We start from the raw sequence: 13,808 nt of genomic DNA, 5'->3' as shown, positions 1-13,808 counted from the left end.
CCCGCTTACTTGGTCCCGAACATCCGGTCACCCGCATCGCCCAAACCTGGCATGATATAGCCTTTTGAGTTCAGCTCACGGTCCAGTGCGGCGGTGACGATGTGAACATCCGGGTGCGCCTCTTTCATGCGGGCAACACCTTCGGGGGCGGCCAACAGGCAGAGGAAACGGATATCCGTCGCGCCAGCCTCTTTCAGCAAATCAATCGCAGCGGCCGAGCTGTTGCCGGTTGCCAGCATCGGGTCGACGGCTATGACCAGACGGTCCTTCAGCCCCTCGGGCGCTTTGAAGTAATATTGGACGGGCTTCAAAGTCTCTTCATCGCGGTACAGGCCAACGAAGCCGACGCGGGCCGAGGGGATCAGTTCCAAAACGCCGTCCAGCATTCCGTTACCGGCGCGCAGGATAGAAACCAGCGCCAGTTTCTTACCTGCCAGGATGGGGGCGTCCATCTCTTCCATCGGGGTTTCAATGTGCCGGGTGGTCAATGGCATTTCGCGCGTGATCTCATAGGCCAGAAGCAAGGTGATCTCACGCAGCAACTGACGGAATTCGGCGGTCGAAGTGCCCTTGTCCCGCATGAGCGTCAATTTGTGCTGCACCAACGGGTGGTCGACGACGGTCAGGTGTTCGCTCATGATATCTCCAGTCTTTTCTTGACCCGCGCACGGGTCGCTTCATCGCAAAAAGCCGCATTCAGGGCAGTTTCGTTCACAGCGGCAAAATCCTCGACCTCCCATCCAAAGGCCTTGGCCAACATCTCATATTCACGCCGCATTGTGGTATGGAAAAACGGCGGATCGTCGGTGGACACGGTGACCTGGACACCTGCCTCGCGCAACTTGGAAATCGGATGGCTGGCAAAGTCGGGAAACAGGCCCAGAACCACGTTCGAGCCCGGGCAAACCTCGAGCGTCACACCACGATCAACGATCTCATGCACAAGGTCGGGATCTTCGATCGCACGCACGCCATGGCCGATGCGTTCAACTCCCAGATCACGGATCGCATCGCGGACACTATCCGGCCCGCCGAACTCTCCGGCATGGGTGGTCAGGCGTAGTCCAGCCTCGCGCGCGCAGTCAAACGCCCACTTATAGTCGCCCTGAACCCCCATGGATTCATTGCCCCCCATACCGAACCCAGTAATCCAGTCGCCCGCTGTTTCAGCGGCACAATATGCACTGAGCTTGGCCTGATCGGGTCCGAAATGCCGGACACAGGTCACCACGCCGCGCAGAGTGATATCGTATTTCCGCTCGGCTTCATCAGCGGCATCCTGAATGGCACTTAGATAGTCGCGCCAGGCCACCAAATCGCCACCGCCACAGAAATCGGGGCTCAGAAAGCTTTCCGAATACACCACCCCGTTCGCCGCGCTTTCTTCAAGAATAGCCAACGTCAGACGGCGGAAATCCTCGGGCGATTTCAGCACTTCACAGGCGGCCTCATATACGCTGAGGAAATGGGCGAAATCCCGGAAATCATATGACCCATCAGGTTTGAAAATCCCGCTGAGGTCGATGCGCTTTTCATGCGCCAGCTGACGGATGAAGGCAGGCGGCGCGGCACCTTCGTGATGCAAGTGCAGTTCGATCTTGGGTAGGTCAGCGACAGTCATAGAAAGCTCCGCCCCGGCCCTTGTGCCGGGATATTCAGGTGATGTGCGATACTGGCGGCAATGTCGGCGAATTTGACCTGACCGATCTGCCCCGCCCCCAGCCCTGCAATCAGGACAGGTACTTGCTCACGCGTGTGGTCGGTGCCGATCCAGCTTGGGTCGTTGCCGTGATCAGCGGTCAACAACATCAGGTCATCGGGGCGCAACCGGGTCAGAATTGCACCTATCTCTTGGTCAAACCATTCCAGCGCGCGGGCATAGCCGCTGATGTCGCGCCGATGGCCATAGAGACTGTCGAACTCGACAAAATTAGCGAATGTCAGGCTGCCCTCTTCGGCCTCATCGACCAGATCGGACAGATGACCCATCAAGTCAACATCCGACCCTTTGCGCAGTGTGTCGATCCCCTGCATGGAAAAGATATCGCCGATCTTGCCCACTGCATGAACACGGCGGCCCACATCCTGACACCAATTCGTCAGCACCGGAGCGGGCGGCACGATGGCAAAATCCTTGCGGTTGGTCGTGCGGGTGAACCCCTGTTCGGGCGAGCCGACAAAGGGCCGTGCGATCACACGCCCCACTTTCATCTGGTGCAAACGTGGGGCCAGCGCGCGGCAGAGGTCAAGCAGACGGTCTAGGCCGAAACTTTCTTCATGAGCGGCGATCTGAAAGACACTGTCGGCCGAGGTATAGCAGATCGGCCAACCGGTTCGCATATGCTCGGCCCCCAATTCGGCGATGATCGTGGTGCCCGAGGCGTGGCAATCCCCTAAAATCCCTTCGGTTCCGGCGGCCTTGGCTGCGGCCTTGCTCAGATCAGCCGGAAATGATGGTGTTGTATTGGGAAAGTAATGCCAGTCCCACGGCACAGGCAGCCCTGCTAGCTCCCAATGCCCCGATGGCGTGTCCTTGCCCGGTGAATCCTCACAGGCGCAGCCCCACAGACCTGTCGGCTGGGCCAGCAAACCCGGCGTTTCCGCACCCGAGGCCAGCCGTGCCGCAGCACCCAACCCCAGCGCATCCAAATGCGGTAGATGCAAAGGCCCGGATCGCCCCTCTTCCGCCTGGCCTTGTGCACAAGCCTGCGCGATATGGGCCAGAGTGTTTGCCCCAGTATCCGGCATGTCGCCATTAAAGAACTGATCAGCATCGGGCGCGCCGCCGATACCCACAGAATCCATCACCACAAGGAAGGCGCGGCTCATGGCGTGATCCTCTCGTGGACAAGGGATGGCACCACTGGTTTACCCGTTCCAAGCGTGATCGCCTTTTGAACAGCATCAGCCGCACGTCGCGCGGCATCCTCGCGGGCGGCATGGACGACAGCCAATGGAACGCCTTTTTCGACCCGGTCGCCCAGTCGCACCAGATCTGACAGCCCGACCGCAGGGTCGATCACATCGCTTTCAACCTGACGTCCGCCACCCAATTCGACAACCGCAAGGCCCAGAGCCTCTCCGTCTATCGTGGTTACATAGCCCGCAGCGGGAGCGGACACTTCGAGGATCACGCTGGCTTCGGGCAAATAGCGCGACCAATCGTCGACAAAGTGAATGGGTGCCCCAACTGCGGCCATCATGCGGCCAAACCGTTCTGCGGCACGGCCATCGCGGATGACCTTGGCGATTTTGTCCCGGCCTTCTTCCGAAGTGGCAAACATACCGGCGTCAGCCAACAGAACCCCACCCAGTTCGGCAGAGATCACAGCCAACGGCGCGTCAGGCGCTTGGGTCAATACCTTCATGACCTCATCCACCTCAAGTGCATTGCCCAGCGCAGAGGCAAGCGGCTGGTTCATATCGGTTATGACTGCCGAGGTCCGACACCCTGCAGCGTTGGCGGTTTCCGTCAGCGCCCGTGCCAGATTGCGCCCGTCATCAAGGGTTTTCATAAAGGCCCCACTGCCAACCTTAACGTCCAGCACCAGCGCATCCGGGCTGGCCGCAAGCTTTTTCGACAGGATCGACGCGGTGATCAGGTCGAGGCTTTCAACTGTCGCCGTGACATCCCGAATGGCGTAAAGCCGTTTGTCCGCCGGCGCTATTTGCCCGGTGGCCCCGACGATGGCTGCTCCCGTTTCGTTCAGCACCTGCACCAGCCGGTCCTGGCTGATCTGGGTGGTCACACCGGGGATGGATTCGAGCTTGTCCAGCGTGCCGCCCGTATGTCCCAGTCCCCGGCCAGAAATCATTGGCACATAGGCCCCAAGCTCGGCCAGTGCGGGGGCCAGTACCAGGCTGACGCTGTCGCCCACACCCCCGGTCGAGTGTTTGTCGATTACCGGACCTTCCACATCCCAGTTCAGGACATCGCCGCTGTCGCGCATCGCAATGGTCAGATCGGCACGGCCCTGCGCACCCAACCCACCCATGCAAACCGCCATCGCAAAGGCCCCTGCCTGCGCGTCACTGACCCCACCATCGGCAAGCCTCTGGGCAAACCAGTGCAGTTCCTCGGCGGAGGGTATATCCTTGCGGCGCAACTTTGCGATGATCGAGCGGGCGTCCATGGGGTCAGACATCCTCCATATGCGAGGCGTCAAATGCGCCTGGCAGCAGATCCCCGATAGTGGTTTTCAACTCCGCCCCGTCCAAGCTGGCCAATACCACCTTGACGTCACGCTTGCCGAACTCGGCCAGTTTCTGGCGGCACCCCCCGCACGGCGGTACTGGCTGAGGAGACGACGCGACCACGTAAACCTCGGTCAGTTCCTGCTCGCCAGCAGCGACCATGGCGGCAATGGCTCCGGCCTCGGCGCAAGTGCCTTCGGGATAGGCCACGTTTTCCACATTGCAACCGGAGTAGATCTGCCCCGACAGGGACCGGATCGCCGCGCCGACCTTGAAATTGGAATAAGGCGCATAGGCGTTTTCCCGCACGGACAAGGCTGCGTCTTTCAAGCTCATGGCGATTCCCCATTTTTTGATCATCTGGTCAGAAAGTCATACCCTAAATGAAAGCCCCCGGGGAATTGAAGCCCCGAGCGCAGAATTCCTGAGCCAAAATGCTTAATCCAGAACCGTATTGAACACGCCAGGCAGCGTGACCTCAAGCAGTTCAACATCATCGGTCGGATCAGACAGGCGTGTCCGCATGCCCGGTGGAATGACAAAGGCATCACCTTGTTCCAGCCGATACGGGTCGCGCCCCTCGTCTTCGAGCGTCAACTCACCGTTCATAACGAAGGTGAAATGAATATCGGTATCATGTGTAGCCCAGGCGGTGTCACCCTGCCCCCGACGCACCACCTGAACGCCTGCGACACCCATCGTGTTCTGGGCAATCGTGGTGTCGCGACAGATGTAGCCCGGCAAACGGAACGGCCCCCATTCTGCCCCCTCGGCCCGGTTGTAGACAAAGCGCTGGCCCTGCCATTCGCGATCCGGGCGGTATTGCGGGGTCGGCAACTGCATTTCGTGGTCGATTTCGGTGACATGTTCGGCAGGAACACCAATTTCGATCACCTGCACATTGTCCGATGCTTCCAACACACGATGACGGATTTCGGGCGGCTGGATAAAGCAATCACCGGCGGTCAGGCGCATCTTGTCGCCCTGATCCTCGTAAACCACATCGACCCAGCCATGGATGCAGAAAATCAACTGAAACCCGACCTTGTGGAAATGCACCATGTCCGGAACCGGACCGCCATCGGGAATGCGGATATGGCTGGCAATGATCGACCCGCCCAAGCGATCGGGTACCAGATCGCGATAATGCATTCCGGCGCGCCCGATGACCCACGGGGCCTGATCCTTGAGTCTGCGCACGACAAAGGAATGCACGGTATCCGGCATCACCATCGGCGGGTTCAGTTCATCAATTTCGACACGCGTCCCGTTCGGCGCGACCAAACTGCGCTGGCCAGCCGCAAACTCATCCGGATTTTCGGTCAGAATGCGCAACATTCCGGGCGCCTCGGGTGCATCCTGTTCGATCCGCAATCGCAATCCATGCCCGGAGAACACGGCGACCCGAGGGTCATCAGCAGGATAGATCATATCCATCCGCATCCCCAGTACCTTGGTAAAAAACGGGATGTCGTCACGTAATTCCTGCGTCGGCAGACGAATCTCAGCTTTGGTCTGATTGCTGGTCATTCAAGTTCTCTTCGGTCGTGGCTTTGGGCCATCCGATCAGAACAGAAGCCAAAATGCCAATCGAAAAGAACATCTCAAGCGTTTCTTCCAACACAAACAAACGCATGATCATCTGGTCCGACAGGTCGTCTTTCAGTGCACCACTGACTTCTTCCAACCCCTGCGCAACCACCGCACACATACCGGCCAGAAAGAACACCATTAGAAACGGGACCCGTTGCTTGAACGCACGCCACCCGTTTGGCACCCCGTGCCAGAGCAAGCCTCCCAGAACCAAAACAGCCAGGATGACGCGAACCGCGTTCATATCAAGCAGCGTGTCCAGCCCATTCAGAATCCCATATGGCAGGCTATCTACGGCATAGATATCCGCAGCAAGTTCGCGCTCTGCCAGCAGCAAACAGACGAGACCGATATAGAGACGGGAAATCCCGCGATACCGGAAAAGCGCAATGCCCCCGGCCAGAACAAGTGCCGCGGCCGAAATGGATTCGAACGGGCCGCCCTCATGGCTGAGGGACATCGCCTGCACCGGCCAGATACAGAGGACCACCAAGATCAGCAACGCAACACCAATCGCTGCACGAAACAGCGGCTGGTCCAGCCCAAAGGACCGCTTGGTATCGGTTGTGACGGGTATCGACTGAGATTGTTTTTCCGGGGTCATCTTGGGCCTTCGATCTCCTGTGGAAGCGGTGCCGAATATGAAGATGCGAGACCGTAACCATATTGGAACAAAATTCAACCTACGGCCGTGTTTGGCAAAAATCCATTTATGAAGTGACGTCACGTAGCCAAGGCGCCAGAAATAGTTTAACCCTTCAACCAAATTCGGAACGGAGATGAATTGCCTATGTCTGACACTCCCAACCTGCGACAGGCCGCGCTTGATTATCACGCTCACCCAAAGCCTGGAAAGCTCGAAATCAGGGCTACGAAACCCATGGCCAACGGTCGGGATCTGGCGCGCGCATACTCGCCTGGCGTCGCCGAGGCCAGCCTGGAAATCAAGGCCGACCCATCCAACGCCGAGCTTTACACTGCGCGGGGCAATCTTGTTGGCGTGGTCTCGAACGGAACAGCAGTGCTGGGCCTGGGCAATATAGGCGCTCTGGCTTCCAAGCCGGTGATGGAAGGCAAAGCGGTTCTGTTCAAGAAATTCGCAGGGATCGACTGTTTCGACATCGAGGTTGACCAATCCGACCCCGAAAAGCTGGCCGATATCGTTTGCGCGCTGGAACCCACGTTCGGTGCGATCAACCTTGAAGACATCAAGGCACCCGATTGTTTTATTGTCGAAAAACTGTGCCGCGAGCGGATGAACATCCCCGTTTTTCACGATGACCAGCACGGCACCGCAATCGTCGTGGGCGCCGCTGCCAAGAACGCGCTGTACGTTGCCGGGAAAAAGTTCGAAGATATCAAAATCGTCTCGACCGGCGGAGGCGCGGCTGGGATCGCCTGCCTGAATATGCTGGTGAAGCTGGGTGTGAAACGCGAAAACATCTGGCTGTGTGACATTCACGGGCTTGTCTATGAAGGGCGAGCCGAGGACATGAACCCGCACAAGAGCCAATTCGCGCAAAAGACTGATCTGCGCACGCTGGATGACGTGATCGGGAATGCCGATCTGTTTCTGGGGCTTAGCGGACCGAATGTCCTGAAACCCGAAATGGTCGCGAAAATGGCCAACAGACCAATCATCTTCGCGCTGGCCAACCCGACGCCCGAGATTCTGCCGGACGCAGCTCGCGAAGTGGCCCCCGATGCGATAATCGCAACGGGTCGCAGTGATTTTCCCAATCAGGTGAACAACGTTCTGTGCTTTCCTTTCATCTTCCGGGGCGCCCTGGATGTTGGTGCGACCGAAATTAACGACGCTATGCAGATCGCCTGCGTAGATGGTATCGCTGATATGGCCCGGGCAACGACCAGTGCAGAAGCCGCCGCCGCCTATAAGGGCGAGCAACTGACATTCGGACCTGACTATCTGATCCCAAAACCTTTTGACCCGCGCCTCGTCGCTGTTGTGTCCTCGTCAGTGGCCCGGGCGGCTATGGACAGTGGCGTTGCCAGGCGTCCGATTCCAGATATGGAGGCCTATAAAGAGCGCCTGAACCAGACGGTTTTCAAATCCGCCCTGATCATGCGCCCGGTTTTCGAGGCCGCAGCAGCTGCGTCGCGCCGAATAGTATTTGCCGAGGGCGAGGACGAACGTGTGCTGCGCGCCGCTCAGGCCATTCTGGAAGAAACCACGGAAACACCGATCCTGATCGGACGTCCCGAAGTCATCGAAGCGCGATGCGAGCGCCTGGGCCTGACAGTGCGTCCCGGCGAGGATTTTCAGATCGTGAACCCGGAACATGACAGTCGCTACTATGATTACTGGACCTCATATCACCAGATCATGCAGCGCCGCGGTGTCACCCCTGATCTGGCCAAGGCCATTATGCGCACAAACAGCACAGCCATTGGGGCGATCATGGTCCAACGTGGCGAGGCCGACAGCCTGATCTGCGGAACCTTTGGCGAATACCGCTGGCACCTAAGCTATGTCGAACAGGTGTTGGCCAATGGCGACCTGCGCGCGCATGGCGCTTTGTCTCTGATGGTTCTTGAGGACGGCCCCTTGTTCATTGCCGATACACATGTGCGGCAATTACCAACGCCTGCAGAGCTTGCCGAAACCACCCTGGGCGCGGCCCGTCATGTCCGGCGTTTCGGGTTGGAGCCAAAAATCGCGTTCTGTTCGCAATCTCAATTCGGCAATCAGGCCGAAGGCTCGGGCAAGCGCCTGCGGGCCGCTTTGGAGATTCTGGACTCGGAGCCACGCGATTTCACATATGAGGGTGAGATGAATCTGGACGTAGCGCTTGACCCGGAACTGCGGTCGCGCATTTTCCCGCATTCACGTCTAGAAGGTGTCGCCAACGTCCTGATATTTGCCCACGCAGATGCCGCCAGCGGTGTGCGCAACATCCTGAAGATGAAGGCCAACGCGCTGGAAGTTGGCCCGATCCTGATGGGTATGGGCAACAAGGCACATATCGTGACCCCCTCGATCACCGCACGCGGGTTACTGAACATGGCGGCGATCGCAGGAACGCCTGTCGCTCATTACGGGTAAAAGGTCACGGATCCCCTCCGGGCACCGAAACAGGTGCCCGGAGTGATTCCTTCATATTTGCACCAATACATTTGCAGTTTTGCAAAACTGTGAATTCGGCGCGCAAAATCCATAAATTGCCGACAGATTTGCAAAAATTTGCAGGGAAATTCTTATACATCTGCAAATATTTTGCGATAAAGTGACGCCCCGTCACTTCGACCGCTTGTCTGCCCCCTATACCCCGCCCTAGACACGGTGCAGGGATTTTTCGGAGGAGACCAAAGTGGCATATCAGGACGTTTACCAGAGCTGGAAATCCGATCCAGAGGCATTCTGGATGGAAGCTGCAAAAGGAATTGATTGGGTTCGGCCACCCAGCAAGGCTTTGTTTGACGACAATGCTCCTCTTTATGAATGGTTCTGTGATGCCAGGGTCAACACCTGCTGGAATGCAGTTGATCGCCATGTCGAGAATGGTCGCGGTGAACAGACGGCCATCATCTATGACAGCCCAATCACCCACACCAAGCGCGAGATCTCATATGTCGAACTGCGCAATCGGGTCGCTACTTTGGCCGGGGCATTGCGGGCAAAAGGTGTCGAAAAGGGCGACAGGGTTATCATCTATATGCCGATGATCCCCGAAGCGCTTGAGGCGATGTTGGCCTGTGCCCGGCTGGGTGCGGTGCACTCGGTTGTGTTTGGTGGCTTTGCAAGCAACGAATTGGCGGTCCGTATTGATGACGCCAAACCAAAAGCAATCATCGCCGCTTCTTGCGGGATGGAGCCGGGCCGTGTGGTGCATTATAAACCGCTGCTTGACGGTGCCATCGAACTTGCCAGCCACAAGCCCGATTTCTGCGTGATATTCCAGCGCGAACAAGAGGTTGCGCATTTGATCGAGGGGCGTGATTTCAACTGGCACGGGTTCCAGTACGGTGTTGAGCCTGCGGAATGTGTTCCTGTCGATGGCAATGATCCAGCTTATATCCTGTATACATCGGGCACGACCGGAGCGCCCAAAGGGGTCGTACGGCCGACGGCCGGCCATCTGGTCGCCCTGAACTGGACGATGAAGAACATCTATAACGTGGATCCCGGCGACGTGTTCTGGGCGGCTTCTGATGTCGGCTGGGTCGTTGGCCACTCATATATCTGCTACGCGCCGCTGATCCACGGCAACACCACGATAGTGTTCGAGGGCAAGCCGGTTGGAACCCCGGACGCGGGCACCTTCTGGCGGGTGATATCCGAGCATAATGTTCGCAGTTTCTTCACTGCTCCCACCGCAATCCGCGCGGTCAAACGTGAAGATCCCAAGGGGGAATTAATCCCTGAATACGACCTCTCCTGCCTGCGAGCCCTGTTTCTGGCCGGAGAGCGGGCAGATCCCGACACGATCGAATGGGCCAAAGACGCGCTGAACGTTCCGGTCATCGACCATTGGTGGCAAACCGAAACCGGTTGGACCATCGCGGGCAATCCGCTGGGGATTGAAGAGCTGCCAACCAAGCTGGGCTCACCTGCCAAGCCGATGCCCGGCTACGACGTGCAGATTCTGGACGAAGGCGGCCACCCGATGAGACCCGGAGAGCTGGGCGCGATTGCGGTAAAGCTGCCCCTGCCCCCCGGCACTCTGCCAACGCTGTGGAACGCCGAAGACCGGTTCAAAAGCTCGTACCTGAATCACTTTCCCGGATATTATGAAACCGGTGATGCGGGCATGGTTGATGAGGACGGGTACCTCTACATCATGGCGCGCACCGATGACGTGATCAACGTCGCCGGCCACCGCCTGTCCACCGGCGGAATGGAAGAGGTTCTGGCCGCGCACCCTGACGTTGCCGAATGCGCCGTGATCGGCGTGTCGGACCAGTTGAAAGGCCAGATGCCGGTTGGTTTCCTGTGTCTGAACGCGGGCTGTGATCGTGACCACGGTGACGTCGTTCAGGATGTCGTCAAGCTGGTGCGCGAAAAGATCGGACCGGTCGCTGCTTTCAAACTGGCCGTGGTTGTGGACCGGCTGCCCAAAACGCGGTCGGGCAAAATATTGCGCGGGACCATGGTCTCGATTGCGGATGGCAAGGAATACAAGATGCCCGCCACTATCGACGATCCGGTGATTCTGGACGAAATCACCGAAGCCCTGAAATCCATAGGCTACGCCCAGTAGAATATCGGCACAGTTGCCGCCTCTTGCAACCTGACACTGGGCCTCTACTGTCTGACCAAGACAGTGAGGCCCCATGACAGTGACCGACATCTGGCGTCTGAGCGCCACCGATCTGACCGCGTTGACCCGCAACCGTAAACTCAGCGCGGAAGAGGCCGTAAAAGCCGCAATCGAGCGGATGCATCAGGTCAACCCTTCGTTGAATGCGGTTGTTGAAGATCTGAGCCTGCAGGCGCTGGACCGTGCGCGATATCTGGACAAGGCGGTCGGTGGCGGAGAGCAGCCCGGCCCCCTGCATGGTGTGCCGGTCACCATCAAGATCAACGTCGATCAAAAAGGACATGCGACCTCGAATGGGGTCGTCGCCCTGAAAGACGTGATCGCCCCGGATGATGCGCCGGTTGTTTCCAACCTGCAAAAGGCGGGCGCCATCGTCATCGGTCGCACCAACACGCCCGAATTTTCATTCCGTGCTGACACAGATAACGAACTGCATGGCCGCACGTATAACCCCTGGGGGCGTCATATCTCGCCCGGGGGATCTTCTGGTGGCGCGGGCGCGGCTGTGATGGCTGGGATCGGTGCGCTGGCCCATGGCAACGATATAGGGGGCAGTCTGCGATTTCCAGCCGCCGCCAATGGGGCGGTCACCGTCAAACCGGGTCTGGGTCGTGTTCCGGCGTGGAATCCCAGCCAATCGGCAGAACGGGGCATATTGGCACAATCGATGTCGGTGCAGGGTCTGATCACGCGCTCCGCAGCGGACCTGCACCTGTCCATGCCCAGCTTGATCGCGCCCGATCCGCGCGATCCGTTTCACGTGCCGATGCCGTGGCGGGGTGAGGACCAAACCGGCCCGATCAAGGTCGCCTTCACCAAGCAGACCTTTGGATACGATTTGCATCCCGAAGTCGACAAGGCTCTGGATACTGCATGCGATGCATTGATCGATGCAGGCTATGTAGTGGAAGAGGTCGCACCACCCGATATCTTTGAAGCTGGTCGTGGTGGGTACCGCGCCCTGATGGGTGAAGTTCTGACCTTGTTGAAAGCCGATATCGAGGCTGCGGGATCAAAAACAATCCGCGACATATTCGAGGTCTACTTTCAGGAATTCCCACCCATAGTTGGCACAGACCTTATCGAAATGCTGGCCAAGCGCAGCCACTATGCGCGCGAGTGGTCTCTGTTCATGCAAAACTATCCTCTGGTCCTGTCACCATTCCTGCCACAGCCGTTCTTCAAACCGGACCGAGACACCGAGGGCGCCGAGGGCGTGCATGAAGTATTGGGCTGTGCGGTCTATTCCTATGCGATGAACTTCATCGGCCTGCCCGCGGCATGTGTTCCGGCGCGGCTGGCCGAGCTGCCGCATGGGCCGCAGCCGATCAACATCCAGATCGCAGCCCGCAGATGGCGCGAGGATATGGTCGTAGACGCCGCCGCGGCAATAGAAGACCGGGTAGGGCAAATGTGCCTGCCATTGTGGAAGAAAATGGGACGTCCTTCTAAATAGACGTTGTCCAAAAAAATTGACCCCGGGGTTTTGTACCCGGGGTCCGCTTTCTAAAATATGCCTAGAAATCCGATAACGAGCGTAGCACCACCTACCCTCGCCCGCACATAAACTGCACGTTCATTTCGAAACCGCCGTTGATGGCCACTCACTTCCACCATGGCGTGTTCTCCAGGCAAGTTCACAGTACCTTAATGTTAATCGGATTAGTGTGAACTGGTTCACACAAGCGCGATTAATTCATACTTGGCCTTTCATTTAGGTGAACTGCTCCGAAATCAGACGCTCTTCCAGGCCGTGGCCCGGGTCGAACAGGATACGGTGCCGTATCGCCGGTTCAGATCGAATTTCGACCCAATCAATATCCGGAAATGAATTTGAATCCGCATCCGCCATGACCGGCCGCTTATCCGCATCCAACACATCGAAGCGCACCTGGGCGATTTTGGGCAGCAGCGCCCCCCGCCAGCGTCGCGGACGAAAGGCAGCAATCGCTGTCAGGGCTAGAACATCCGATCCAATCGGCAGGATTGGCCCATGCGCGGAATAGTTATAAGCCGTCGATCCTGCTGGCGTTGACAGCAAAGCGCCATCGCAAACCAATTCATCCATGCGCACGCGACCGTCCACACTGATCCTCAGCCGCGCCGCCTGAGGGCCTGCCCTTAGCAAAGAGACCTCATTGATGGCTAGCGCCTCATGAATCTTGCCGGACTGATCCATCGCGCGCATTGCCAGCGGGTTGATGACCTCTTCTTCAGCGGCGGAAAGACGGTCCATCAGGTCTTCTTCGTGGAACTCGTTCATCAGGAACCCGATTGTTCCACGATTCATGCCATATACGGGCGTATCGAGGTGCTGCATGTTGTGCAAAGTGTGCAGCATAAAGCCGTCCCCACCCAGCGCGACAATTACACCGGCATCACGCGGCGCCGCATTGCCATAGCGCCTGACCAATTTGTCGCGTGCGGTTTGAGCCACCTTGGCGTCGCTGGCAAGAAAAGCGATTCTTTGAATCATCTATTGTGGTTTCCAGTGCTGCACATTTGGTTCCGAAACAATCATACCTTTCCCCTATAGACCAGACTTGACGCCACCGCTGGCCAAATCGTCGCTTTAAGCCTTTTGCCGATGTCCCGTTTCCGATAGGAAATCCGCAAGAAATCCCAGCATTGTGGAGCCCCCATGAACGCCAATCTACGTGATACCGGTTTTTTCACCCAGTCTCTCTCAGCGCGCGACCCAGAGCTGTTCGGCTCGATCACGTCCGAGCTGGGCCGTCAGCG

Annotated in this window: 11 protein-coding genes; 3 read left to right on the top strand and 8 right to left on the bottom strand. The window is 58.0% G+C overall.

Features of this window, described 5'->3' with window-relative positions; all coding sequences use genetic code 11:
- Nucleotides 1–5: 5 nt before the first annotated feature.
- The 7 genes from upp to AC2FJW_RS05450 form a co-directional block, all read right to left on the bottom strand.
- Entirely contained in the window at nucleotides 6–638 is a 633-nt protein-coding gene (gene upp, locus AC2FJW_RS05480) for a uracil phosphoribosyltransferase (RefSeq protein WP_142632797.1), read from the bottom strand.
- Nucleotides 635–1,621 carry an adenosine deaminase gene (locus tag AC2FJW_RS05475; protein WP_496749432.1) on the bottom strand — a complete coding sequence of 329 codons (987 nt, stop codon included), beginning with the start codon at nucleotides 1,619–1,621 and terminating at the stop codon, nucleotides 635–637. Before AC2FJW_RS05475 ends, upp begins: the two co-directional genes overlap by 4 nt.
- The gene (locus AC2FJW_RS05470; protein WP_496749431.1) at nucleotides 1,618–2,829 is read right to left on the bottom strand and encodes a phosphopentomutase; all 1,212 of its coding nucleotides are present in this window, start codon (nucleotides 2,827–2,829) and stop codon (nucleotides 1,618–1,620) included. Before AC2FJW_RS05470 ends, AC2FJW_RS05475 begins: the two co-directional genes overlap by 4 nt.
- A complete protein-coding gene (locus AC2FJW_RS05465) occupies nucleotides 2,826–4,133 on the bottom strand; it encodes a thymidine phosphorylase (RefSeq protein WP_496749688.1) in 1,308 nt (435 codons plus the stop codon). The genes AC2FJW_RS05470 and AC2FJW_RS05465 overlap by 4 nt, the downstream gene beginning before the upstream one ends.
- Before the next feature lie 4 nt (nucleotides 4,134–4,137).
- Nucleotides 4,138–4,530 carry a cytidine deaminase gene (locus tag AC2FJW_RS05460; protein ID WP_142632791.1) on the bottom strand — a complete coding sequence of 131 codons (393 nt, stop codon included), beginning with the start codon at nucleotides 4,528–4,530 and terminating at the stop codon, nucleotides 4,138–4,140.
- 102 nt (nucleotides 4,531–4,632) lie between these two features.
- Entirely contained in the window at nucleotides 4,633–5,724 is a 1,092-nt protein-coding gene (locus tag AC2FJW_RS05455; protein ID WP_496749430.1) for a cupin domain-containing protein, read from the bottom strand.
- Entirely contained in the window at nucleotides 5,699–6,391 is a 693-nt protein-coding gene (locus AC2FJW_RS05450; RefSeq protein ID WP_496692455.1) for a hypothetical protein, read from the bottom strand. Before AC2FJW_RS05450 ends, AC2FJW_RS05455 begins: the two co-directional genes overlap by 26 nt.
- Nucleotides 6,392–6,577: 186 nt before the next feature.
- Between AC2FJW_RS05450 and AC2FJW_RS05445 the strand changes: the two genes are divergently transcribed.
- The 3 genes from AC2FJW_RS05445 to AC2FJW_RS05435 all read left to right on the top strand — a co-directional run bounded on the left by AC2FJW_RS05445 (nucleotide 6,578) and on the right by AC2FJW_RS05435 (nucleotide 12,522).
- Nucleotides 6,578–8,851, top strand: coding sequence for an NADP-dependent malic enzyme (locus AC2FJW_RS05445; protein ID WP_496749429.1), 2,274 nt, complete (start codon nucleotides 6,578–6,580; stop codon nucleotides 8,849–8,851).
- Nucleotides 8,852–9,116: 265 nt separating this feature from the next.
- Nucleotides 9,117–11,006 carry a propionate-CoA ligase PrpE gene (gene prpE, locus AC2FJW_RS05440; protein WP_496749428.1) on the top strand — a complete coding sequence of 630 codons (1,890 nt, stop codon included), beginning with the start codon at nucleotides 9,117–9,119 and terminating at the stop codon, nucleotides 11,004–11,006.
- Nucleotides 11,007–11,079: 73 nt separating this feature from the next.
- Nucleotides 11,080–12,522 carry an amidase family protein gene (locus AC2FJW_RS05435; RefSeq protein WP_496749427.1) on the top strand — a complete coding sequence of 481 codons (1,443 nt, stop codon included), beginning with the start codon at nucleotides 11,080–11,082 and terminating at the stop codon, nucleotides 12,520–12,522.
- A 258-nt stretch (nucleotides 12,523–12,780) separates the two neighbouring features.
- Here the strand turns inward: AC2FJW_RS05435 and AC2FJW_RS05430 are convergent, their stop codons facing one another.
- On the bottom strand, nucleotides 12,781–13,542 hold the full coding sequence (locus AC2FJW_RS05430; protein WP_142632779.1) for an NAD kinase: 762 nt from the start codon (nucleotides 13,540–13,542) through the stop codon (nucleotides 12,781–12,783).
- Between the last annotated feature and the right edge of the window lie 266 nt (nucleotides 13,543–13,808).

Source organism: Ruegeria sp. CDSA020 (genome assembly GCF_059612345.1).
This window is presented reverse-complemented; position numbering and strand designations above follow the sequence as displayed.

Coding starts and splice junctions, on each gene's coding strand:
- AC2FJW_RS05455 (WP_496749430.1), bottom strand. CDS start 5,724: ATGACCAGCAATCAGACCAAAGCTGAGATTCGTCTGCCGACGCAGGAA.
- AC2FJW_RS05450 (WP_496692455.1), bottom strand. CDS start 6,391: ATGACCCCGGAAAAACAATCTCAGTCGATACCCGTCACAACCGATACC.
- upp (WP_142632797.1), bottom strand. CDS start 638: ATGAGCGAACACCTGACCGTCGTCGACCACCCGTTGGTGCAGCACAAA.
- AC2FJW_RS05460 (WP_142632791.1), bottom strand. CDS start 4,530: ATGAGCTTGAAAGACGCAGCCTTGTCCGTGCGGGAAAACGCCTATGCG.
- AC2FJW_RS05475 (WP_496749432.1), bottom strand. CDS start 1,621: ATGACTGTCGCTGACCTACCCAAGATCGAACTGCACTTGCATCACGAA.
- AC2FJW_RS05465 (WP_496749688.1), bottom strand. CDS start 4,133: ATGGACGCCCGCTCGATCATCGCAAAGTTGCGCCGCAAGGATATACCC.
- AC2FJW_RS05435 (WP_496749427.1), top strand. CDS start 11,080: ATGACAGTGACCGACATCTGGCGTCTGAGCGCCACCGATCTGACCGCG.
- AC2FJW_RS05470 (WP_496749431.1), bottom strand. CDS start 2,829: ATGAGCCGCGCCTTCCTTGTGGTGATGGATTCTGTGGGTATCGGCGGC.
- AC2FJW_RS05445 (WP_496749429.1), top strand. CDS start 6,578: ATGTCTGACACTCCCAACCTGCGACAGGCCGCGCTTGATTATCACGCT.
- AC2FJW_RS05430 (WP_142632779.1), bottom strand. CDS start 13,542: ATGATTCAAAGAATCGCTTTTCTTGCCAGCGACGCCAAGGTGGCTCAA.